The organism is Alexandriicola marinus, from assembly GCF_004000435.1.
In the GTDB taxonomy this organism is placed as follows: Bacteria; Pseudomonadota; Alphaproteobacteria; order Rhodobacterales; family Rhodobacteraceae; genus Alexandriicola; species Alexandriicola marinus.
The window spans coordinates 39152-61017 of record NZ_RBVZ01000003.1 but is presented as its reverse complement, the minus strand read 5'-3'; the positions used below and the strand labels follow the sequence as shown (position 1 = coordinate 61017).

Genomic DNA, 21866 nt, shown 5'->3' with positions numbered 1-21866 from the left:
GAATCCGGCGCAGCCACGCCCGCGTTTCCTGCCGATCCGGGATCACATTCACCACCCGACCGCTTATCTTTTGAGCAAAATCCTCGCTTGCGCCTAATACCTGCACACATGTTACAAGCAACGGAACAAAACATAAGTCCCGGCCTCACAGCCCGCGAGCGACAAGCCCATAACCGGACCAGAAACACTCGAACAGGGAGAACACCCGTGATTCATCGCTCTATCTTGATGGCAAGCGCACTTGTTCTGGGGGCCGCCGCTCAGGCCCAGGAACAGATGCCCTTCGCGCTCGACTGGAAATTCGAAGGCCCCGCCGCGCCCTATTTCGTCGCCATCGACAACGGGCACTTCGCCGATGCCGGGCTCGAGGTCGAAATCTCTGCCGGCTCCGGTTCGCTCGACGCGATCCCGAAAGTGGCGACTGGTGCGTTTCCGGTTGGTTTTGCCGATATCAACAGCCTGATCAAGTTCCTCGATCAGAACCCGGATGCCCCGGTGATCGCGGTCATGATGGTCTATGACAAGCCGCCCTTCGCCATTATCGGGCGCAAATCCCTGGGTGTCGAAGTGCCCGCCGATCTTGAAGGTCGGGTGCTTGGCGCGCCGCCGCCGGACGGCGCCTGGGCCCAGTTCCCGATCTTCGCCGTCGAGAACGATCTCGATGTCGATGCGATCACCGTGGAACCCGTCGGCTTCCCGACGCGCGAACCGATGCTTGCCGAAGGCAACGTGGCCGCGATCACCGGCTTTTCGTTCAGCTCCTACCTCAACCTCGTGCGGCTGGGTGTCGACGAGGCCGACATCTCGACCATCCTGATGGCGGATTACGGCGTCGATCTTTATGGCAACGCGATCATCGTGAATACCAACTTTGCCGCCGAGAATCCCGAGTTGATCGAAGGCTTCCTCGTCGCGATCGCGAAAGGCTGGACCGATGCGATCGCCGACCCGAGCGGCGCAATCGAAAGCCTGATCGAACGTAACCCGGCAGCGGATGCCGCGCTCGAAGAGCGTCGCTTGCAGCTGTCCATCAATGACAACGTCGTGACCGACTACACCCTGGCCAATGGCATGGGCGGGATCGATCTTGACCGTATGGCAAATTCCATCGAGCAGATCGCCCTGACCTACGAGTTCGAAACGGTGCCTGATATGTCGAAATACTTTACCGACGCATATCTGCCCGAGGGCGGCTTCTCGCTCCAGTAATCCAACCTGTGCGGGCCCGGTTACACGGGCCCGCAACAATAGGGGACCGGGCCGGTCATGGAAAAACTCATCGAGATCAAGGGCGTGCGCCACGCCTACCCGACAGGCCAGGGCCCTTTGCCCGTTCTGGACGGATTGGAATTATCCGTCGAAGAGGGCGGTTTTGCCGCCGTGGTCGGCCCCTCGGGCTGCGGAAAATCGACGCTGACGAAACTTGTCGCGGGATTGATGAAGCCCGACACCGGTGAAGTCTGGTTGCACGGCTCGCGCGTGACTTCGCCCCGGTCGACGGTTGGCATGGCATTCCAGAACCCGGTGCTTCTGGAATGGCGCTCGATCCTCAAGAACGTCATGCTTCCGCTTGAAATCGTGCCGACAAAGCTGACCCGCAGCCAGCAGGAAGACAGGGCCCGATACCTTCTCTCGCTGGTTGGTCTGGAAGGCTTTGAAGACAAGAGGCCCTCCGAGTTATCAGGCGGCATGCGCCAGCGCGCCTCGCTGTGTCGTGCCCTTGTGCACCAGCCCGAGGTTCTGATCCTCGATGAACCGTTCGGCGCGCTCGATGCCTTCACCCGCGAAGACCTGTGGCAGACGATGCACCTCGTGAAAGAGAAAGAGCCGTTTACCGGCGTCCTGATCACCCACGATCTGCGCGAGGCGATCTTTCTGGCCAATCAGGTGATCGTCCTGTCGGGCCGCCCCGCCCGAACGCAATACGTCCTTCCCGTGCCCAATACCGGCCCCCGGGACCTTGAGCATCTCTACACGTCCGAAGCGTCCGAGATGCTGGCGATCCTGCGCCACCAGATCGAGGTCGCGCAGGGCCGGGCCCCGGCCGAAGAAACATCTGCTGCCGAGTAGGAGCAACACGATGGCCTATGTTCCCGAACCGCTTCCCGATACGAACCGCGTTCCCCGCGGCGGCGGCCTTCTGCGCATGCTGACAAGTCGTGCGGTTCTGGCGCCGATCGGTGCGGTGATCCTGTTCCTTGTCTTCTGGGAATTCATCGTCTGGGCCAACAGCTGGCCCGATTACGTCATGGCCTCGCCGTCCGACCTGCCCGCCGCCTATTCGCAATACTGGAACCTGTTCCTGATCATGGGCTGGCAGACGCTGTGGCGCACGGTCGTCGGGCTTGTTCTGGCGGTCGTCGTCGGTGTTCTGATCGGAATGGCCATGGGCTTCTCCCGCACCACGCGCGACGCACTTTATCCGCTGCTTGTCGGCTTCAACGCGATCCCCAAGGCGACACTGGTTCCGATCGTGGCCCTGCTCTTCGTGGGCGCGCACGATTTCAACACGGTGCTGATCGCCTTCATGATCTCGTTCTTCCCGATCGCGGTTTCGGTGTCGATCGGCCTGTCGACGCTGGAGCCCGAATACCGCGATATCCTGCGCTCGCTCGGGGCCTCGCAGACCACGATCTTCTGGAAGATCGCCTTGCCCAAGACCCTGCCCGAATTCTTTGGCGCGCTGAAGGTCGCGGTGACGCTCGCCTTCATCGGCACCAACCTCATGGAGATCGTCAGCCCGCATGGCCGTGGTCTTGGTGCGCTGTTCGATTCCGGCAAGACGAATTCCGACTATCCGCTGATGTTTGCCGTTCTCATCGCGCTCGCCGTGCTGGGGATCCTGCTTTATTACGTGGTGGTCGCCCTCGAGAAGATCTTTGCCGGCTGGGCGGAACGCACCCCGACCCAATAGGACCGGAACGTTCTCGACCTCTTGCAGTCCCAACGGAGAAGATGCCGCAGGTCTATCCCGGAAGAAGCGCCGCGCCGTCCGGGCTGTCGATCACGTATTTCCAGCGGCCGTCATTGTCGGTCCCCCTCAAGTCACCAGATGGCCGGCACACTTGATCGAGACTGCTCCGCTCAATTCGACAGCGGACCGAAACCACGACTGAGCCCGAAAGACCTTCTGGTTGGGGCGCAGGCTCTTCCGGCATCAAGGCTGGCCGGGTCTGCCGCTACATCCCCATCGGATCGACCCGGAACCCGTTCTCGGGCGGGTAGATCCCGGCGAGCCAGTCATCGCCGGAATGCGCCATCCAGAGCGCGGCCGCGATCGGAGCCGCGGCGCGCATGACTTCGAAATCGGCCTGTTCCAGCGTCTTTCGCGCCCGTCCCGCCATCACGATCTGCCCAAGAAAGCGCCCCTGCCAGATCATCGGCGCATAGATCGCCGATCCCATGCGCGCGGTCTTCAGGTATTGCTTGAATGCGCCCGGTTCAGCCTCGGTATCGAGCAGATGCAAGGGCGTGCCACTGTCACGCACGCGGCCGGGATGGCCTGCGCCGATAGGGATCATCAGCCGTTCCTGTTCGGGCGGAAAATCAAGGCTGGCCGTCAGCATATGCCAGTCCTGATCGGGCGTGACCATGAACGCCCCAGCGACGAAGAACTGGGACACCCCCTCCGGCAGGTCGAACGTGCCGTCGCGCCGCCCAAGACCCTGATGTAGCGGCGTCAGCAAGGCGCGCAAAGCCTGTTCCGGACCCGGGGCCGCGGCCCCCGCGGCTGCGGCCTGTTCGAGAAGTGTGATTTTCATTGGTTTGAGCCCCCGAAATCGGGGCGGCGCTTTTCCAGAAAGGCACGGTAGCCTTCCCTGAACTCGGCACCCGAGAATGTCGCCTCGAACACGTCCTGAAGATCCGCGCGCCCGTCGGGTGTGCTCAGGCCGTTGCAGATCGCCTTGATCGCGGCAAGCGCCTTTGGCGCGAGGGTCGTCAGGTGGGCCGCAAGGCCGCTCGCCGCCTCTGCGGCGCTGTCCTCCAGCCGGTCGATCAGACCGATGCGCAGCGCCTCGTCCGCATCGATCGCCCGGCCCGTCAGAAGCAGATCGCGCGCGCGCGGCATTCCCACCTTCTCGATCAGTTGCCAGGTGTCGGCGGGGCTGTAGGCAAGGCCCAGCCGCGCGGGCGTGATCGCAAAGCTGGCACCGGGCTGCGCCACCCGAAAGTCGCAGGCGAGCGCCAGCCCACAGCCCCCACCATAGCAGGCACCGCGGATTTCCGCGATGGTCGGACAGGGCATATCCCGCAGCCGGGCCTGCGCATCACGGACCTTGCGGTTATACTCTGCGGTGCGTTCGGCCGTGCCATAGACGGTTTCGAATTCGCCAATATCGGCACCGGCACAAAAGGCCTGCGCGCCCTCGCCCGTCACGATCAGGACCCGTGTCTCATCCGCGATCAGCGTGTCGCAAATCCCGGGGATCGCCTCCCACATCGCCGCCGTCATGGCATTGCGCTTGTCAGGACGCTCGAGGGTCAGTTGCGCGATCGGACCCGGCTTCAGCCGCAGATCGCCGTTTGCAAAGGTCATCGTCATGGCCTTCCCCCTTGGGCAATCTCGACCCGTGGGAGCGGTGGCCGCCCGAGGATCATGTCGGCGGCTTTCTCCGCGATCATCATCGTGGGCGCGCTGGTATTGCCCCCGATGATCGTGGGCATGACAGAAGCATCCACGACCCGAAGCCCCTGGATGCCGCGCACCTTCAGCTCTGCATCCACGACCGATCCGGCATCGGCCCCCATCCGGCAGGTGCCCACCGGATGAAAGATGGTGTTCGCGCCGGCCCGAACCCAGGCATCGATGGCGTCGTCAGAGGCAAGGTCGGCCTCGGTCGGAGACAGATCCTTCGATTTCCGCGCAGCCAGCGGGCCGCGCTCTCCGATACGCCGGGCAAGCCGCACGCCATCGCGCATGCATTGCCTGTCTGCCTCGGCCGAGAGGTAGTTCGGATCCATCAGCGGAGCCTTGCCCGGATCGGACGAGGCCAGCGTGATCGTCCCCCGGCTTTCGGGGCGCAGCTGGTAGAAGTTGATAAGGTATCCATGCCGTCCCTGCCCGGCCCGGGTCGTCTCGAGGCTCAGGCCCGGAACAAAGGTGATGTGGATGTCGGGGATCTCGAGATCGGGCCGGGTTTTGAGGAAGCCACCCGCCTCGAGCGGCACGGCACTGGCAGGACCCGTCCCGAACAGGAAGGCTTGCGCAAACGCAAGCGCTGCGCGATCGGGCCGAAACAGCGAATAGAGCGTGACCGGGTCCTTGCAGCCATAGGTCAGATAAACGCCAAGATGGTCCTGAAGATTGCGCCCCACCTCGGGCAGGTCATGGATGACCTCGATCCCGTGGCGGGCCAATTCTGCCCCCGGACCGATCCCGGACAGCATCAGGAGTTGCGGCGAGTTGATCGCCCCGCCCGACAGGATCACCTCGTGCCGGGCCGCGACCTCGACCGTCCGGCCCTCGCGCCGCAGGACAAGGCCCGTGGCCCGCCCTTCGGACAACATGATGCGGCGCACCTTGGTCCGGGTATAGATCGTCAGGTTGTCGCGCGTCATGGCGGGCCGCAGAAAGGCCGTGGCGCTGCTTTCCCGGCGCCCCTCGCGGGTGTTGAAATCGTATAGGCCAAGGCCCTCCTGATCGGCCCCGTTGAAGTCGTCGTTCGCGCGGGCGCCCTCTTCGTGACCGGCGGCAAGGAAATCGGCATAAAGCGGGTTTTCGCCCCGCGCCTTACGGACCATCAGGGGCCCGTCCTGACCGTGGAATGGATCGCCTGATCGCTCGGGATTGCATTCCGAGCGACGGAAATACGGGAGCACGTCATCATAGCTCCAGCCCGTCAGCCCGGACTGCGCCCAGCGATCATAATCGGCGGCGTTGCCGCGCATATACATCATGCCGTTGATCGTGGACGAACCACCCAGAACCTTGCCGCGGGGCCATTTGATCTTCCGCCCGTCCAGATGATCTTGTGGTGTGGTGACATAGTTCCAGTTCGCGGGCTTGTGCCAATAGGCCACCCCGGCCAGCAGGGGGATGCGAAAGATCGGGTTGCGGTCGCTGCCGCCTGCCTCGACAAGAAGTACTCTCTTGCTTCGATCCTCGGACAGACGGTTGGCCAGCACACAGCCAGCCGATCCTGCACCGACGATGATATAGTCGAAGCTGTCCATGGCCCTGACCTCCTAGAACGGGAACTCCGCGCCATTCATCGCGATGGCCTGCCCGCTGACATATTCCGCGTCCGGCGTGGCAAGCCACGACACCGAGGCCGCCACGTCATCCGGCGTGCCGAACCGGCCCCAGGGCACGGTCTTGCGAAATCCCTCGACGACCTCTTCCGGGGTCTGGCCCGTGACCTTCGCAAAGCCCTCGGCGATGCCGCCCCAGAACGGCGTCTCGATGTGGCCCGGCACATAGCAATTGGCCCGGATCCGATGCGGCGCCAGTTCGATGGCCAAAGACTGGGTCAGCATCAGGATCGCCGCCTTCGACGCGCAGTAATGCGACAGGTTGGGCACGCCCCGCCGCCCCGCCCCGCTCGAGGCATTCACGATCACGCCGCCGCGCCCCTGTGCGATCATCGCACGCGCCGCCGCACGCGAGCCCAGAAACACCGAATTGACATTGATATCCATGACCCGGCGCCAATTGGCATAGTCCATCTCGACCACCGGTTCGACCGCGATGACGCCTGCATTGCAGACCATCACGTCAAGGCCACCCTGCTCTGCCACAACCCTGTCGACGGCCTGCTGGACCTGTGCCTCGTCGGTGGCGTCGCCCCGGATCGACATCACGCCCTTGGCCTTGGTCTCGTTCAGGTCGAACCCGGTGACGCGCGCCCCTTCGGCCAGAAACCGTTCGACGATCCCAAGGCCGATCCCGCTGGCGGAGCCTGTGACAAGGACGGATTTGCCGGCGTGGCGGTTCGGATCAGGCATCGTCATGCTCCGGTGTTGGACGGTAAAGGCCCGCGCGCCGGGCAGGGATCTCGACCAGTCGCGGGTCGAACGGTTCGAGCGGATGGCCATCGGGTTGCGGCGGACGGGCGGTGTGACCGGTCAGCCGCTCGATGACGGCAGAGACATCCGCGTGCGTATAATAGAGGCTGTAGACGCCGACGATCAGCCCGTTGAACAGGTCGGGCTCCCGGGCTTCGATCTCGGCGACATGGCGCGCACGGGCCTCTGCCGGAAGGTCGGCAAACCCCTCGGGCAAAAGGCCAGACACCGCCGCATAGGGCGCGCCAAAGCGGTCATGCGCCAGAAGTGCCTCATGAAGATCAAGCGATCCGGCGGAAGGGAAATCGGCGTCGCCGGGGATCAGGGTATCCAGCAGCGCGCTCATGACGCCACCTCAAGTTCGGCACGGTCGCGGATCAGCGCATCCGCAGCCCTGAGCGCCAGCGCCTGAATGGTGGAGGTGGGGTTCAGGGCCGCTGCCGTCGTGAAGACGGAGCCATCGAGGATCACGAGGTTAGGGACAGCATGCGCCCGGCTCTTGGCATTTGTCACGCTGCTGCCGGCATCGGCCCCCATGCAGGCCGTCCCCAGAAGGTGAAACCCGGCGTCGGCCACTAGCGATTGCGCGGTGATGTCGGCAGCGCCCGCCTCGGTGAAGGCCTCTGTCGCGCGGGCGATCCCGTGGGCGATCATCGCGCGCGTGTTGTCATCGAGGCTGTAGGTCATCTTGGGCGCCGGTATGCCGTCGCTGTCTGTCAGGCTGTCCGACAGGGTGACGCGGTTCTCGGGCCGGGGGAGGTCTTCGGTCGTGACGGTCAGGCTTGCCGTGTGGCCGAACACGTCGCGGAACCGGGCATGATGCCCTGCCCCCCATGGCACGCGGGGCAGATAGCCGCCGACCGCTGTCCCCACCGGGCCGTCCGAGCGGATCAGCTGCATCTGGTAGCCCCGGCTGAAATCGTGCTCGGGCCGTGTCTCATAGAATTCCTGGCTGAGGATCGAGACTGCGAAAGGCCCGGCCCAGCCGTCCATCGGCTCGTCGAACCGGCCCGTCACCATTCCAGTCGGGTGGTGCATGAGCCGGCGGCCGACAAGGTCGGTGTCATTGGCCAGCCCGTTCGGGAACCGCTTCGACGTCGACAGCAACATCAGCCGGGCGGTGCCAACGCCGTTCGAAGCCAGCGCCACAACGGCCGCCTTCGTGCGCTGCACCTGTCCCGCGCGATCATACCACGCCACGCCCGTGGCGCGCCCGGCGGCATCGGTTTCCACCTCGAAGACCCGCGCCCCGGTGATCAGCTCGACGCCGGCCGCGATCGCCTGCGGCCAATAGCTGACATCGGTCGCACTCCGCGCGCCATGCGGGCAGCCCAGATCGCAGGGGCCGCAATTGTTGCACGCGCCGCGCCCCTCTCCGTAGGGCGCGGTGTTGATCGCCACGTCCGCGGGCCACCAGTGCCAGCCCAGCCTGTCAAAGGCCTTCGCCATCCGCACGCCCGCCTTGCCGGGCGGCACCGGCGGCATCTGGCGCGGCTCGCGCGGTGGATTGCCGGGATCGCCGGCAAGGCCCGACACTCCCATCATGCGATCATTTTCCTCGTAATAGGGCGCGAGGTCCTCGTAGCAGATGGGCCAGTCGTCCCCGACGCCGTCAAGCGTCCGGGTCCGGAAATCGGAGGGACGGAACCGGGGAAAATGCGCGCCCCACAGGATCGTTGAGCCGCCAACGGCATTGTAGAGAAACGGCTTGATCGCCGCATCCGTCTGATCGACCGGATAATCCTGCGGCGCTGCGCGGACGTTGGGATTGGGATGATGGGTCGTCTGGCGCGCAATCTCCCAATCCGGGCGGAGCGAGGGGGTCGCGTCCGGATCGACCCAATCGCCCTGTTCGAGGCAGGTCACCCTGAGCCCGGCGCGCGCCAGCCTCCAGGCGGCGGCCCCGCCGCTGGCCCCGGCACCGACGATGACGACATCAGGCATCTGCGAAATCCTCCGGTGTGATCTCCCCTTTGACGACCCGTTCGCAGCGGACCGTCCGGCCATCGCCCAACTCGCTCAGGACCTGCGGATTGGCGCGGCACGTTTCGGTCACGTGGCGGCACCGGCTCGCCAGATAGCAGCCCTTGGGCACATCGATCGGAGACGGGATCTCGCCGTCGAGGGCCGCGGGCACGGGATGGTCGACCCTGCGCCGGGTCGGATCAGGCATCAGATGCGCCGACAGAAGCGCCTGCGAATAGGGATGCTGCGGGGCGCTGAAGACCTGCTCGACCGTGCCCTCCTCGACGATCTGACCGAGATACATCACGGCGACCCTCTGGCAGAGATACCGCACCGTCGTCAGGTCGTGGCTGATGAAAAGATAGCTGATGCCCAGTTCCTTCTGCAGCCGCGCCAGAAGGGCGATCAGGCTGTTGCGGGCACGCGGGGCAAGCACACTCGTGGGTTCATCGAGAACCACGAATTCGGGATTGCAGATCAGCGCGCGCGCGATGTTGATCCGCTGCAGCGTCGAAGCCCCGAGGTCACGAGGCTTGGCCTGCATGAGCGACGGGTCGAGATTCACCTGTTCAAGCGCGGCGATCGCACGGCTGCGCCGTTTGGCCTTGTCGCCGCCCTCGTGGACACGCAGCGGCTCATCAAGGATGTCGGCCACCGTCCAGCGCGGGTTCACGCTGTCGAAGGGGTCCTGGAAGACGATCTGCATCCGGCTGCGCATCTTGCGCATTTCGGCGGCATTCAGCGCCGTGATGTCCTGACCATCCAGAACAACCGCCCCCGCCGTCGGATGTTCAAGCCGCATCAGGCAGCGACCGACGGTCGTCTTGCCCGAGCCGCTTTCGCCGACCAGCCCAACGGCCTCGCCCTTGGCGACGCTGATCGTCACCTTGTCGACGGCCTGCACGACCTTGTCGGAGTTGCGCAAGGGAAAATGCTTGGTCAGCTGTTCGGTGCGCAGGAACCCGGCGCCCCCACTGACCTGTTCCGGAAACCCGTCCGAACGTTCGTGATAGAACCGCAGCACTTCCTGGCTGTAGGGATGCTGAGGATCGGAAAAGAACTGCCGCACCGGCGCATCCTCGACGATCCGGCCCTGGTGCAGGACAAGGACCCTGTCACAGAAATTGGCGATCACCCCAAGCTCCTGTGTGACCAGCAGCATCGCGGAGCCGGTCTTCTGCACCGTGTTCCACATCTCGTCCAGAAACTGCGCCTGGATGGTGACATCGAGCCCCGATGTCGGCTCGTCCGCGATCAGCAGCTTCGGCGTTGACGACAGCGCCATCGCGATCAGCGCCCTCTGGGCCATGCCGCCCGACAGCTCGTGCGCATAGGCCTCGACCCGGCGTTCGGGATCGTTGATGCCCACGAGGCGCAGCATTTCCACGGCCTGCTTGCGCGCTTCGGCCTCGCTGACCCGATTGTGGGCGCGGTATGCATAGCCGATCTGCCGCCCGACCCTGAGCATCGGATTAAGGGCCGCGCGCGGGTTCTGGACGATGATCCCGATGTCACGCCCGCGGATCGCGCGGATCTCGTCGTCGGGCAGGCTCAACAGGTCGCGGCCATCGAACATCGCGGTGCCGCCGAGGATCTTGCCCGGCGGACGGGCGAGGCCCATCAGCGCCAATGCGGTCGTGGATTTCCCCGACCCCGCATCGCCCACGAGGCCCACAACCTCATGCGGGTTGAGATCGAAGCTGACCCCTTCGACCGGCACGACCAGATCGCCCGGCACTTCGTAGCCAACCCGCAGATCGCGCACTTTCAGAAGCGGCTCAGCCTTTTTCATAGCGACGCTCCAGCGCGTTGCCGAGCACGGCAAATCCGAACACGGTCAACGAGATTGCAAGCCCCGGGAACACCGACGGCCACCATTCGCCAAGCACGATCTGGTTCGCACCGGTGGAGATCATGAGCCCCCATTCCGGCGTCGGCGGACGCACGCCCGCCCCCACGAACGACAGGCCCGCCGTCAACAGGATCGCAAAGCCGATCGTGACGGAGGATTGAATCAGCGCGGGCGTCAGCGAATTGGGCAGCACATGCCGAAGCGCGATCGATAGCTCGGAATTGCCCATCGCGCGGGCCGCCTCGACAAAGCCGCGCGAGGTCTGGCTCAGCACCTCGGCCCGCGTCAGTCGCAGGTAGATCGGCGTATAGACGAAGGCGAGCGCGATGATGATGTTGGTCGCCGACCGGCCGGCCAGCGCCACCAGAACCATCGCGAGGATGAACACCGGGAAGGATTGAACCACGTCCGAAACCCGGACGAGAAGCTCTGTCCCCCAGTTGCGCCAATAGCCCGCGACCAGGCCGAAGAAGACACCCACCGTTAGCGACAGAAGGTTCGCAAGAAGTGCGATCTTGAGGTCGGTGCGCGGTGCGGCGATGACTCGGCTGAAGATGTCATAGCCGTTGGCATCCGTTCCCATCCAATGCGGCGGATGATCGAGAGTGCCGCCGATCCACCCGGCCATGAGACCGGGGATCTCGGTCAGGCCGGGCGGCGGCTCGGCAATGCGGATCGTGGTCCGCGTCGGATCATAGGGCCCGATATACGGGCCGAAGAGCGCGAGAAAACAGACCAGCGTGACGATCGTCACGCCGATCCGCATCAGCCAGTCGGCCTTGCGCGCAGGTGGCACATAGGCCGGTTCATCCAGCAAGACGTCGTGCGAGAACTCGGTCATCAGTAGGCGATCCTCGGGTCGATGGCGGCATGGATCAGATCAAGAAGAAGATAGACCACGAGGCTGATCGCGGTGATGACGAGAACGACACCCTGGATCGCCGGGTAGTCGAATGCCAGCACGGACCGAATGGCGTATTGCCCGATCCCCCCCAGCGAAAAGACGCTCTCGACCAGCACCGCCCCCGACAGCATGAACCCGTAGAGGATACCGATCAGCGTCATCGACGGCCCCATTGCCGCGCGAAGCGCATAGCGTGCGACCCTTTTGCGCGGCAGACCCACGAGGTTGGCATACAGCACGAAATCCGATTGCAGCGCGCGCACCATGTTCTGGCGCACCATCTTGATGATCGGGCCGGACAGAATGAAGGCCAGCGTGATCACCGGCATCATCAGGTGATGCAGCGCCTCGACGAATTTGGCGGGCTCCCCCGCGATGAGCGTGTCGATCAGCATGAAGCCGGTCACCGGCTCGGGCGGGAAGGTCATCGGCGACAATTGCCCAAGGGGCGCAGGCGCCACGCCAAGCTGAAAGTAGAAGACATAGACGAACAGCAGGCCCCACCAGAATTCCGGCTGCGAACCGGCAAACAGGCTGTAGACAAAGACCCCCTTGTCCGCCGCCTTGCCGGGATTGAGCGCACCCAGCATCCCGACCGGGATCGACACGGCGAAGGCGAGGAAGAAGGCAAGCGTGATCAGCTGGAGCGTCACGGGAAGGAAGGTCGCGATCTCGGACCCGACGGTGGAGCCGGTGGCCCACGACACGCCCAGCGATCCTTGCAGAAGCCCCGGCGCGATCTCCGGATATAGGCCCAGGTAAATCCCCAGCTGTTCGAACAGGGGCCTGTCGAGGCCCAGCTGGGCCGCGGCCTGGGCATAGGCCTCTTCGCTTGAGTTGAGGCCTACCAGCCGGGACACGGGGTCGGCTGGCAGGAGGCGGATCAGAAAGAAGACCGCGATCACCAGGCAGAAGAGTTGGACGACGCCAATCAGCATCCGTCGGGTGATATAGCGCAGAAGCATCGGGGGCCTTTCCGGTCGTTGGTCAGGTCGTGATCAATGGCCGGTCAGGCCCCTAGGCTGCTTACTCTTCGACCTGAAGGTCGGTGTAGCGGATCGAATTGTCGGGATACCACTTCAGCCCCGAAATCCGATCGTTGAAGGCCCACTGGGTGCGGTATTCGACAACCGGCAACCAGGTGACATCCGCCGCCAGCATATCCTGGATTTGCGCCAGTGTCGCGTCACGGCTTGCCGTGTCGGGATCGACGCGGGCCTCGGCCCACATGGCATCAAGATCTGCATTGCGGTAGTTGACCATGTTGTTCAGGCCACCGTTTTCGGGCGACACGAAGAACAGCTGGATCGCGTACCCCGCATCTACGCCGATCGGCTTTTCCTGATCATTGACCGCGAAGGGCAGATCGCGACGAACAAGCTGACGATCACCATACTGGGTCTGCGGGATCGGATCGAGCGTGGCAGGGATACCCACCTCGCGCAGCGCGGTCTGGATCACGTTGACGATCGGGCCGAGCGTCGATTCCTTTTCGGCCACGTAAGACAGGGCGAAGGCTTCCGCGAAGGCATCGAGACCTTCACCATTCGGATACCCTGCCTCGGCCAGAAGGTCGCGGGCCATGTCGGGATCATAGGTAAAGCCTGCAGATTCCGTGTAGCCCGGGTAGGTCGATGGCACCATGCCGTTCCACTGGGTCGCCTCACCGAAATAGCCGGTCGCGATGATCTGATCGAAGGGGATCGCATGGGCGATGGCCCGACGCAGAGCGATGTTGTCGAATGGCTCGACATCATAGTTCATGTGGATGAACAGGTTCTCGTTGCCGGTCACGCCCGCGACGGTCAGACCATCCGTATCGGCGATCGAGTTGTATTCCCGTGGCGTAAGGCCGGTCACCAGATCCGCCTGACCGGACCGCAGCACGACGAGGCGGTTGGACGATTGCGGAACGCGGCGCACGCTGACGCGGGTCGCATCGGGCGCACCGCGATAGTAATCGGGATAGGCCGTGTAGGTGATCTGTTCGTTCTTGGCCCAGCTTTCGATGCAATAGCCGCCAAAGCCCGGGGCATTGGTGTTGTTGACGTAGTCATGCGACCACGGATCGTCCGCCGTCGCATTGGCCTCCATCGTCTCCTTGTCGAAGATCAGCAGGCCAAAGATCGTCAGAACCGGCAGCAAGAGAGCGTTCGGCTCGGCCTGCCGAAGCTGAACGGTGTAGTCGTCGATCTTGACGATGCTGTCGCCCAGTTCCTTGGCAGCCGGGTCTTCGCCGAAGACCTCGGGGCCGAAGCCGTCGATGCTCGCCACGTTCGACAGGAACCAGCCGATCGGGGCCGCGCCGGATACCGACTTTGCCCGCTCGAACGTATAGATCACATCGTCGGCGTTGAACGTGGCGCCGCCGCAACCTGTCACGCCTTGGCGCAGGTTGAACGTCCACGTGAGGGTGTCCTCGTCATATTCCCAGCTTTCGGCGAGGCGGCCTTCGAACGTATCGAAGTCCGGCACGACGACGCCGTCGATGGTTTCGCCATCGGCATAGCCGACAAGCGGTTCGAGGAGGGTCACCATGCCCTGCTGGCTCGAGGGAATCGCGGCTGCGGGCCCGTCGTAGTTCAGGCCCGCGGGCACGTCTTCCGCCAATATCAGAATTTCCTGGGCCGTCGCGGCCCCCGCGACTGTCAGCGCGCACAGCGCCGCTGTCGCTGTCGACATCATCGTCTTCATGTGGTCCGTACTCCCCGTTGGTTGTGCTTATTTGTCCGGACAAATAACGCACCCTCGCCGGAGACCTGTCAAGGCATTTCTCTAGGTCCGACCCCTCCAGCCCCCTTGCTGGCAACCGGATCGATGACGCAATGGGCAGGCCCGACCTGCGGCAGAAAAGGATTTGACACGCGGGAAAAAAGCAGTCTCATTTGTCCGGACAAATTCAAAGCAACCCCGCTGACCCGCGGGTGAAGCACGGGAGTTCGGTCATGCGCATCTTCGTTCTGTTCAACCTCAAAGAGGGGGTAGAGCCCGCCGCATACGAGGCATGGGCCCGCAAGGCCGATATCCCGACAGTGCGGGCCTTACCGTCGATCAACGGCTTTGATGCGTTCCGCTCGACGGGTCTGCTGGGAAGCGACGGAACGCCACCCTACGCCTATGTCGAGGTGATCGACGTGGGCGATGACGACCGCTTCGGCGCCGATATCTCAACGCCTGAGATGCAGAGAATCGCGGCCGAGTTTCAGCAGTTCGCCGATGATCCCAAATTCATGGTGGTGCAGGACATCACCGCCGCGCCGTGACGCGCGTCGCCCTAGTCACCGGTGCCGCCCGGGCGAAAGGCCTGGGTCAGGCGATCGCGGCGCGGCTTGCGGCCGATGGCTGCGATATCCTGCTGCATGACCGGGGCGCCGTCGAAGGCGACATCGCGCCGGCCCACGGGGTCGGCGTGGCCGATGAGCTGGCCACGACCGCTGAGGCGATACGGCACGCGACTGGACGCCGGGTCGAGACCGTGACCGGCGACCTTCTGGAGGTGGATGCAATCACGGACATCGTCGCCGCAGCCGATCGGCATTTCGGCCGCCTCGATATCCTCGTGAACAATGCCGGTGTCGGCTATCTCTTCGGCCCCCTGACCGAGACCGATCCGGCCCATCTCGACGCCGTCCTTGGCGTCAACCTACGGGCGCCGATGCTTCTGAGCGGTCATGCGGCCAAGCTGATGATCCGCGGCGGATCCGGCGGTCGTATCGTCAACATCGCAAGTCAGGCGGCGAAGTCGGGCTTTGCCTTTGCCTCGGCCTATACCGCGTCGAAACACGGGCTCTTGGGCTTTACACGGTCCGCCGCGCTCGAACTTGGCGAACATGGCATCACGGTCAACGCGGTCTGCCCGAACCATGTGACCACGGGCCTTGGCGCGTGGCAGAACGAATTCATGAGCACCGCCCGCGGAGAAACGCTTGAGGAATACATGGCCTCCATGCGCGCCCGCATCCCCCTGGGCCGGACGGGCCTGCCCGAAGACACCGCGAATGCGGTCTCGTTCTTGTGTTCCGATCAGGCGGCCTATGTCACCGGCGAGGCGATGAATGTCTCGGGCGGGGAGGAGTATCACTGATGTCATTTTCGTGGCCCGGCAAGGCACGTCTTGCCATGTCCTTCGTGATCAACATCGAGGAAGGCTCCGAAATGTCGGTCGCCCGCGGGGACAAGGGCCCCGAGCCGGTCGACGAGCTTGGCGTCGCCCTCAAGATCCCGATCCGGAATTATGCCAACGAAAGCAATTACGATTACGGCATCCGCGCGGGCGCCCGCCGGGTGTTCGGCGCCTTTGAAAAGGCGGGGATAACGACGACGGTCACCGCCGCCGCGCAGTCGCTCGAAACCGCGCCCCAGCTGGCGCAGATGATCGTTGCGGGCGGGCATGAGACCTGTTCCCACGGCTGGCGCTGGGTGCATCAGTTCAGCTTTGACGAAGCCCGAGAGAGGGAGTTCATCCAGAAGGCCGTCGATTCGATCGCGGCCTCGACCGGCACCCGGCCCTATGGCTGGCTGTCGCGGTATCTGCACACCGACATCACCCGCAGGCTGCTGGCCGAGATGGGGTTCGAATACCACATGGACGACTTCTCGGACGACACGCCCCGCTGGGACGTGGTCGAAACATCGAACGGCATGACGCCGATCGTGATCGTGCCCTATGCGCTCGACACCAATGACATGAAGTTCTGGCTCGCGCCCGGCTACACTCCCGAGCAATGGCTTGATTATGCCGTGGCGACCTTTGACAGGCTTTACGACGAGGCCGACGACGGTGTCGCCCGGCTGATGTCACTGGGGCTGCATCTCCGGATCATTGGGCGGCCGGGGCGCATCGGCGCGCTGGAACGGTTCATTGACCATGTGCAATCCAAACCCGACGTCTGGTGCGCCAGCCGGCTCGAGATTGCACGCGCCTTCGCCAGCGCTGTCCCCGCCCCGGTGACGGCATGAGCAATCCACTGGATCAGGTCGCGGCCCATGTGGTGCGCACCCGCACGGAAGATCTGCCCGAGGCGGTGGTCGATCGGGTGAAGACCTTCCTTCTCGACACCTTCGGGGTCGGCATCGCGGGATCATCGGGTGCCGGGGTTGCCGACTTGATCGCGGTCGCGCGCGGATGGGGATCGGACCCGGAGGCAAGCGTTCTGGGATCGGGCGACAGGATGTGCGCCCAGTCAGCGGCCGTCGTGAATGCCTACCAGATCCATTGTCTCGAATTCGATTGTGTCCATGAGGGTGCGGTCCTGCATCCCATGGCGACGATCCTCGGCGCCGTCATGGCATGGTCCGAGCGACAGACGGGGCGGAGTGCGCCTGTCACCGGGCGCGACCTGATCGCGGCCCTTGCCGTCGGTGTCGATGTCTCGACCATGCTGGGCATCGTGACCGATGCGGAGCTGCGGTTCTTCCGGCCCGCGACGGCGGGTGGCTTTGGCGCGGTCGCGGCTATCGGCCGGCTGGCGGGCTTTGACGAGACCCGGCTCAAGGACGCCCTCGGCGCACAATATTCCCAGACGAGCGGGACACTTCAGCCGCATGTCGAGGGCTCGCCCATGCTGGGCATGCAGGTGGGGTTCAACGCCCGCGCAGCCATCGTGTCGTGCGATCTGGCGGCCGCCGGTTTCCGCGGGCCGCACGACATCCTGACCGGGCAATACGGATACTTCCGCCTGTTCGAACAGGACAACCAGAACATCGACGCCTTCCTGCCGTCGCTCGGGCGCGACTGGCAGATGCTGCATATGTCGCACAAACCCTTTCCGTCCGGCCGCCTGACCCATGGGGCGATCGACGGTCTTGGCCAGTTGATGGCCCGGCATGAGTTCGTGCCAGATGACATCGTCTCGATCATCGCGCGGGTCCCGCCGCTAAATCACCGACTGGTCGGGCGCCCGCTGATCGACGCGCCCGAGCCCAACTATGCAAAGCTGTGTCTTGCCTTTGTCGCCGGCGTGTTTCTTGCACGCGGCGGCGTGGATGTGCCCGACTTCCTTGGGCAGGACAATCTGCAGGACCCGGCTGTGCATCGCTATGCGCGGCTCGTGCAGGTCGAGAAGGACGACAATCCCGACCTCAACGCGCTTGATCCCCAGCAGATCATTGTGACGCTGAAAGACGGACAGACCCATGTCTGTGATCTGCCTCATGTCTATGGCCACCCTGACAATCCGCTGAGCGCCGAGGAGAATGTCGCGAAGTTCCGGCGATGCGCGGGCTATGCCGCCCGACCGCTGCCTGCGCCGGCGCAGGATGCGCTGATCGCGGCCATCGCCGATCTGGAAAAGGTCGATGACATCGCCCGGCTGATGCGCCTCTCGACAGGAGAGGTGACATGATCGCGCACCGGTCGCTCCTCTTCGCGCCGGCCAACCGGCCCGCCATTCATTCCAAGGCGCTTGCGTCGGGGGCGGACATCGTCTGCCTCGATCTCGAGGATGCCGTGCCGCCCGCGGAAAAATCCGCGGCGCGGGAGAATGCCCTGTCCTTCCTGTCGGATGCCCCGGGGCCAGAACGGGTCGTCCGGATCAATGGGCTGCGCAGCGCCGACGGGCTGCGCGATATCGTGGCGCTTCTGGATGCGCGGCCCACCGGCGGGACGATCTGTCTGCCCAAGGTCGCCACCGCCGACGAGGTGCGCATGACCTCTGACCTGATCGACGAAGCGGCCGTCCCCTTGCGCATCGCCGTTCTGATCGAGAGCCTCGAAGGTCTGCACAACGTCGCCGGGATCCTGCGTGCGTCGTCCCGCATATCCTTTGCCATGTTCGGCGCGGTCGACTACGCGGCCGAACTGGGCGTCGAGGTGGAACCCGAGCCCCTGTTCCATGCGCGCACGACGCTGGTTCATGCGGCCAAGCTTGCGGGCGTCGATATTCTGGATGTGCCCTGTCTGGCGTTCCGCGATGACGTGGCAGTCGCTGCCGAGGCGGAGATGGCCAAGGCGCTTGGGTTTACCGGCAAGGCCGCGCTCCATCCCGGCAATGTCGCGACGCTCAACACCATCTTCAGCCCATCGGCGCAGGAGATCGCCCATGCCGAGAAAGTCGTAGAGCTTTTCAAGGCAAGTCCGAACGGGCTGGCGGTCCTCGATGGCAAGCTGATCGAAAAACCCGTGATCCGGTCCATGCAGCGCATCCTTGCGCTTCGGGACGCACAGACCCAAAGGGAAGGATAAGACGATGTCCCAGACAGCTCACCCCGTCGGCGAAAACCGGATTCGTGAACGGTTCGGCCGGTATTTCGAGGATTTCAACGTCGGCGAGATCTACGAACATCGGCCCGGCCGCACCGTGAGCGAAACAGACAACACCTGGTTCACGCTTCTGACGATGAACACGCACCCGCTGCATTTCGACGCGGAATACGCCAAGCATTCCGAATTTGGCAAATGCATCATCTCGTCACCCCTGACGGTGGCGATCATGGTCGGCATGAGCGTGACCGACGTCAGCCAGAAAGCGATTGCGAACCTTGGCTGGACGGATATCCGGATGACACATCCCCTGTTCGCCGGGGACACGCTTTATTCCGAAACCGAGGTGCTTTCGAAACGCGAAAGCAAATCCCGACCGAATGCCGGGATCGTCTCGGTCAAGACGAACGGGTTCAACCAGGACGGCACGCTGGTGTGCGATTTCCAGCGCACCATCCTCGTGGCCAAGCGCGGCTGGGCGGCCGAAGACGCGGCCGGATACTGACCGCCGCCCGCGCCTGCCCGCCACGCAATTCAGCTTTTGGAGAGACCGATATGAACGCAGAAACCGCGATCGATTGGACGGCCGACGACGAAGCGGCGATCCTCGACGCCATCGACAAATGGGTCGAGGGCGAAGTGCGCCCCATCGCGCGTGAATACGATCAGGCCGATGAATATCCCCACCACCTTGTCGAGCAGATGAAGGAACTGGGCCTGTTCGGTGCGATCATCTCGCCGGAATATGGCGGCCTCGGGCTTCCGTCTTCGACCTATGCAAAGATCGTCATCAAGGTCGCGTCGGTCTGGATGGCACCATCGGGCATCTTCAACTCGCATCTCATCATGGCCTCGGCCATCGAACGCGCGGGCACGGAGGCGCAAAAGGCCGAATGGCTGCCCAAGATGGCCACCGGGGAGCTTCGGGGCGGCATCGCCCTGACCGAGCCTAACGCGGGCACCGACCTTCAAGCGATCCGCACCCGCGCCGACAAGACCGACGAGGGCTACCGGCTGAATGGCACGAAGACGTGGATCACCAATTCGCTTAACGGCAATTGCCTTATGATCCTCGCCAAGACCGACACCGAGGCCCAACCGCGCCACAAGGGCATGAGCGCGTTTCTGACCAAGAAGGGCGAAGGCTACGAAGTCTCGAAGAAACTCAAGAAGCTTGGCTACCGGTCGATCGATTCCTGCGAACTGCTGCTGGACAACAAGCTGGTTCCCGAAGACGCGCTTCTGGGTGGCACCGAGGGGCGCGGCATGCAGCAGGTTCTGGGAGGGCTTGAGCTGGGCCGGATCAATGTCGCGGCGCGCGGCGCCGGGATCGCCGAAGGCGCCCTGAAGATGGCGACACGCTATGCGCAGGAACGCCAGACCTTCGGCAAGCCGATCGCAGAACATCAGGCCATTCAGCTCAAGCTGGGCGAGATGGCGAGCAAGGTCGCGGCCTCCAAGCTTCTGATCGAGGATGCCGCGCGCAAATACGACAGCGGCCAGCGCTGCGACATGGAAGCCGGCATGGCCAAGTACTTTGCGACCGAAACGGGCGTCGAATGCGCCCAGGAGGCGATGCGGATCTTTGGCGGATACAGCTATTCCACGGAATACGAGATCGAACGGTTCTACCGCGACGCCATGCTCATGTGCATCGGCGAAGGCACGAACGAGATGCAGCGGATCATCGTCGCCAAGCAGCTGATCGAGAGGAACCCGATCTGATGGACACGGCGGGGCCGGGCATCAGCGATCCCCCGCTTGCCGGCACGCGCATCCTGTCGGTCGAGCAATATGGCGCCGGGCCGTTCGCCTCGATGTATCTGTCCGACATGGGCGCCGAGGTCATCAAGATCGAAAGCCCCGGCACCGGCGGCGACAGCAGCCGGGCCTCCGGGCCCCATTACCTGGGCGAGGGCGACAGCCACTTTTTCCAGACCTTCAACCTCGGCAAGAAGAGCCTCGATCTCGACCTGCGCCACCCGCGCGGCCGCGAAGTGCTGCACAGGCTGGTAGGCTCTGCCGACGCGGTACTGAACAACCTGCGCGGCGACCTTCCCGGGCGGCTTGGCCTGACCCATGCCGATCTGGCGCCGCACAACCCGCGCATCGTCTGCGCCCACCTGTCGGGCTATGGCCGGGTGGGCGACCGCGCGACATGGCCTGCCTATGATTACCTGATGCAGGCCGAGGCGGGCTATCTGTCGCTGACGGGTGAACCCGATGGCCCGATGACGCGGATGGGCCTTTCGATCGTCGATTACCTGACAGGGATCACCACCGCCTTTGCACTGACCGCGGCACTGGTTGGCGCAATGCGAACAGGCAAGGGCCGCGACGTGGACGTGACCCTTTATGACGTCGCCATGCACCAGCTGACCTATCCCGCCACATGGTATTTGAACGAGGCCGACGTGATCGAACGCCGCCCCCGGAGCGGCCATCCCTCTGTCGTGCCATGCGAGGTCTTTCCCACCGCGGACGGCCATATCTTCGTGATGTGCGTCCTGCCGAAATTCTGGATCAAGCTATGCGAGGCCCTGGGGCTGCCCGAGCTGCCCGACGACCCGCGCTTTGCCGGGCCGCGCGATCGGTTTGACAACCGCGATGCGCTGGCCGCCCTGCTGGACGCGGCCTTTGCAACGCGCAGCACATCGGACTGGATGCGCCGCTTCGCCGGGCAGGTTCCGGCGGCGCCCGTTCTCACCCTGCCCGACGCGCTCGACAATCCGTATTTCGCCGCGACGGGCGGGATACAGGAGGTCTCGCACCCCGACCGGCCGGGCCTGCGCGTCCTGTCCAGCCCGATCCGGATTGATGGCAAGAGGGCGCGCGCGGCCCCTGCCCCGAAACGCGGCGCCGATACGGATGCGATCCTGCGCGAGGCCGGGTTCGCCCCCGATGACATCGCGGAATTGCGCGCAGAAAAGGTGATCTGA

21 protein-coding genes are annotated in these 21866 nt (G+C 64.2%); 11 read left to right on the top strand and 10 right to left on the bottom strand.

Going from position 1 to position 21866, the window contains the following annotated elements; all coding sequences use genetic code 11:
• Positions 1 to 207: 207 nt before the first annotated feature.
• From EP376_RS12905 to EP376_RS12895, 3 genes are all read left to right on the top strand, one after another.
• Complete coding sequence (locus EP376_RS12905; protein ID WP_420837131.1) at positions 208 to 1209, top strand: ABC transporter substrate-binding protein; 1002 nt, start codon at positions 208 to 210, stop codon at positions 1207 to 1209.
• A gap of 57 nt (positions 1210 to 1266) precedes the next feature.
• Positions 1267 to 2070, top strand: a complete 804-nt coding sequence (locus tag EP376_RS12900) for an ABC transporter ATP-binding protein (RefSeq protein ID WP_127656018.1) — start codon at positions 1267 to 1269, stop codon at positions 2068 to 2070.
• A gap of 76 nt (positions 2071 to 2146) precedes the next feature.
• A complete protein-coding gene (locus EP376_RS12895) occupies positions 2147 to 2914 on the top strand; it encodes an ABC transporter permease (RefSeq protein ID WP_127656241.1) in 768 nt (255 codons plus the stop codon).
• Positions 2915 to 3179: 265 nt separating this feature from the next.
• Here EP376_RS12895 and EP376_RS12890 read toward each other — a convergent pair whose 3' ends face one another.
• The 10 genes from EP376_RS12890 to EP376_RS12845 all read right to left on the bottom strand — a co-directional run bounded on the left by EP376_RS12890 (position 3180) and on the right by EP376_RS12845 (position 14420).
• The gene (locus EP376_RS12890) at positions 3180 to 3761 is read right to left on the bottom strand and encodes a GAF domain-containing protein (protein WP_127656017.1); all 582 of its coding nucleotides are present in this window, start codon (positions 3759 to 3761) and stop codon (positions 3180 to 3182) included.
• Positions 3758 to 4543, bottom strand: a complete 786-nt coding sequence (locus EP376_RS12885) for an enoyl-CoA hydratase/isomerase family protein (protein WP_203331010.1) — start codon at positions 4541 to 4543, stop codon at positions 3758 to 3760. The genes EP376_RS12890 and EP376_RS12885 overlap by 4 nt, the downstream gene beginning before the upstream one ends.
• Complete coding sequence (locus EP376_RS12880) at positions 4540 to 6174, bottom strand: GMC family oxidoreductase (RefSeq protein ID WP_127656016.1); 1635 nt, start codon at positions 6172 to 6174, stop codon at positions 4540 to 4542. The genes EP376_RS12885 and EP376_RS12880 overlap by 4 nt, the downstream gene beginning before the upstream one ends.
• Positions 6175 to 6186: 12 nt before the next feature.
• On the bottom strand, positions 6187 to 6945 hold the full coding sequence (locus EP376_RS12875; protein WP_164744931.1) for an SDR family NAD(P)-dependent oxidoreductase: 759 nt from the start codon (positions 6943 to 6945) through the stop codon (positions 6187 to 6189).
• Positions 6938 to 7351, bottom strand: coding sequence for a hypothetical protein (locus EP376_RS12870; RefSeq protein ID WP_127656014.1), 414 nt, complete (start codon positions 7349 to 7351; stop codon positions 6938 to 6940). The genes EP376_RS12875 and EP376_RS12870 overlap by 8 nt, the downstream gene beginning before the upstream one ends.
• The gene (locus tag EP376_RS12865) at positions 7348 to 8949 is read right to left on the bottom strand and encodes an FAD-dependent oxidoreductase (protein ID WP_238928836.1); all 1602 of its coding nucleotides are present in this window, start codon (positions 8947 to 8949) and stop codon (positions 7348 to 7350) included. Before EP376_RS12865 ends, EP376_RS12870 begins: the two co-directional genes overlap by 4 nt.
• A complete protein-coding gene (locus EP376_RS12860) occupies positions 8942 to 10762 on the bottom strand; it encodes a dipeptide ABC transporter ATP-binding protein (RefSeq protein ID WP_127656013.1) in 1821 nt (606 codons plus the stop codon). Before EP376_RS12860 ends, EP376_RS12865 begins: the two co-directional genes overlap by 8 nt.
• Positions 10749 to 11663 carry an ABC transporter permease gene (locus EP376_RS12855; RefSeq protein ID WP_203331008.1) on the bottom strand — a complete coding sequence of 305 codons (915 nt, stop codon included), beginning with the start codon at positions 11661 to 11663 and terminating at the stop codon, positions 10749 to 10751. Before EP376_RS12855 ends, EP376_RS12860 begins: the two co-directional genes overlap by 14 nt.
• Positions 11663 to 12691 carry an ABC transporter permease gene (locus EP376_RS12850; protein WP_127656012.1) on the bottom strand — a complete coding sequence of 343 codons (1029 nt, stop codon included), beginning with the start codon at positions 12689 to 12691 and terminating at the stop codon, positions 11663 to 11665. The genes EP376_RS12855 and EP376_RS12850 overlap by 1 nt, the downstream gene beginning before the upstream one ends.
• A gap of 61 nt (positions 12692 to 12752) precedes the next feature.
• A complete protein-coding gene (locus EP376_RS12845) occupies positions 12753 to 14420 on the bottom strand; it encodes an ABC transporter substrate-binding protein (RefSeq protein ID WP_127656011.1) in 1668 nt (555 codons plus the stop codon).
• Positions 14421 to 14671: 251 nt separating this feature from the next.
• Between EP376_RS12845 and EP376_RS12840 the strand changes: the two genes are divergently transcribed.
• From EP376_RS12840 to EP376_RS12805, 8 genes are read left to right on the top strand one after another with little or no spacing between them, the layout of a single operon-like run.
• Positions 14672 to 14989 (top strand): REDY-like protein HapK, encoded by a 318-nt coding sequence (locus tag EP376_RS12840; protein WP_127656010.1) that lies wholly within the window; start codon positions 14672 to 14674, stop codon positions 14987 to 14989.
• Complete coding sequence (locus tag EP376_RS12835; protein ID WP_127656009.1) at positions 14986 to 15810, top strand: SDR family NAD(P)-dependent oxidoreductase; 825 nt, start codon at positions 14986 to 14988, stop codon at positions 15808 to 15810. The genes EP376_RS12840 and EP376_RS12835 overlap by 4 nt, the downstream gene beginning before the upstream one ends.
• On the top strand, positions 15810 to 16685 hold the full coding sequence (locus tag EP376_RS12830) for a polysaccharide deacetylase family protein (RefSeq protein ID WP_127656008.1): 876 nt from the start codon (positions 15810 to 15812) through the stop codon (positions 16683 to 16685). The genes EP376_RS12835 and EP376_RS12830 overlap by 1 nt, the downstream gene beginning before the upstream one ends.
• Positions 16682 to 18070 carry an MmgE/PrpD family protein gene (locus EP376_RS12825; protein ID WP_127656007.1) on the top strand — a complete coding sequence of 463 codons (1389 nt, stop codon included), beginning with the start codon at positions 16682 to 16684 and terminating at the stop codon, positions 18068 to 18070. Before EP376_RS12830 ends, EP376_RS12825 begins: the two co-directional genes overlap by 4 nt.
• Entirely contained in the window at positions 18067 to 18909 is an 843-nt protein-coding gene (locus tag EP376_RS12820; protein ID WP_127656006.1) for an HpcH/HpaI aldolase/citrate lyase family protein, read from the top strand. The genes EP376_RS12825 and EP376_RS12820 overlap by 4 nt, the downstream gene beginning before the upstream one ends.
• 4 nt (positions 18910 to 18913) lie before the next feature.
• On the top strand, positions 18914 to 19432 hold the full coding sequence (locus EP376_RS12815; protein ID WP_127656005.1) for a MaoC family dehydratase: 519 nt from the start codon (positions 18914 to 18916) through the stop codon (positions 19430 to 19432).
• A 50-nt stretch (positions 19433 to 19482) separates the two neighbouring features.
• Positions 19483 to 20652, top strand: a complete 1170-nt coding sequence (locus EP376_RS12810; RefSeq protein WP_127656004.1) for an acyl-CoA dehydrogenase family protein — start codon at positions 19483 to 19485, stop codon at positions 20650 to 20652.
• Positions 20652 to 21866: a CaiB/BaiF CoA transferase family protein gene (locus EP376_RS12805; RefSeq protein WP_127656003.1), complete on the top strand. Its 1215-nt coding sequence runs from the start codon at positions 20652 to 20654 to the stop codon at positions 21864 to 21866. The genes EP376_RS12810 and EP376_RS12805 overlap by 1 nt, the downstream gene beginning before the upstream one ends.

Bases quoted from the DNA above. Each gene is read 5' to 3' on its own strand.
- EP376_RS12810 (WP_127656004.1), top strand. From the start codon at position 19,483: ATGAACGCAGAAACCGCGATCGATTGGACGGCCGACGACGAAGCGGCG.
- EP376_RS12815 (WP_127656005.1), top strand. From the start codon at position 18,914: ATGTCCCAGACAGCTCACCCCGTCGGCGAAAACCGGATTCGTGAACGG.
- EP376_RS12880 (WP_127656016.1), bottom strand. From the start codon at position 6,174: ATGGACAGCTTCGACTATATCATCGTCGGTGCAGGATCGGCTGGCTGT.
- EP376_RS12850 (WP_127656012.1), bottom strand. From the start codon at position 12,691: ATGCTTCTGCGCTATATCACCCGACGGATGCTGATTGGCGTCGTCCAA.
- EP376_RS12830 (WP_127656008.1), top strand. From the start codon at position 15,810: ATGTCATTTTCGTGGCCCGGCAAGGCACGTCTTGCCATGTCCTTCGTG.
- EP376_RS12805 (WP_127656003.1), top strand. From the start codon at position 20,652: ATGGACACGGCGGGGCCGGGCATCAGCGATCCCCCGCTTGCCGGCACG.
- EP376_RS12855 (WP_203331008.1), bottom strand. From the start codon at position 11,663: ATGACCGAGTTCTCGCACGACGTCTTGCTGGATGAACCGGCCTATGTG.
- EP376_RS12865 (WP_238928836.1), bottom strand. From the start codon at position 8,949: ATGCCTGATGTCGTCATCGTCGGTGCCGGGGCCAGCGGCGGGGCCGCC.
- EP376_RS12875 (WP_164744931.1), bottom strand. From the start codon at position 6,945: ATGCCTGATCCGAACCGCCACGCCGGCAAATCCGTCCTTGTCACAGGC.
- EP376_RS12885 (WP_203331010.1), bottom strand. From the start codon at position 4,543: ATGACGATGACCTTTGCAAACGGCGATCTGCGGCTGAAGCCGGGTCCG.
- EP376_RS12825 (WP_127656007.1), top strand. From the start codon at position 16,682: ATGAGCAATCCACTGGATCAGGTCGCGGCCCATGTGGTGCGCACCCGC.
- EP376_RS12895 (WP_127656241.1), top strand. From the start codon at position 2,147: ATGCTGACAAGTCGTGCGGTTCTGGCGCCGATCGGTGCGGTGATCCTG.
- EP376_RS12860 (WP_127656013.1), bottom strand. From the start codon at position 10,762: ATGAAAAAGGCTGAGCCGCTTCTGAAAGTGCGCGATCTGCGGGTTGGC.
- EP376_RS12890 (WP_127656017.1), bottom strand. From the start codon at position 3,761: ATGAAAATCACACTTCTCGAACAGGCCGCAGCCGCGGGGGCCGCGGCC.
- EP376_RS12820 (WP_127656006.1), top strand. From the start codon at position 18,067: ATGATCGCGCACCGGTCGCTCCTCTTCGCGCCGGCCAACCGGCCCGCC.
- EP376_RS12840 (WP_127656010.1), top strand. From the start codon at position 14,672: ATGCGCATCTTCGTTCTGTTCAACCTCAAAGAGGGGGTAGAGCCCGCC.
- EP376_RS12845 (WP_127656011.1), bottom strand. From the start codon at position 14,420: ATGAAGACGATGATGTCGACAGCGACAGCGGCGCTGTGCGCGCTGACA.
- EP376_RS12900 (WP_127656018.1), top strand. From the start codon at position 1,267: ATGGAAAAACTCATCGAGATCAAGGGCGTGCGCCACGCCTACCCGACA.
- EP376_RS12870 (WP_127656014.1), bottom strand. From the start codon at position 7,351: ATGAGCGCGCTGCTGGATACCCTGATCCCCGGCGACGCCGATTTCCCT.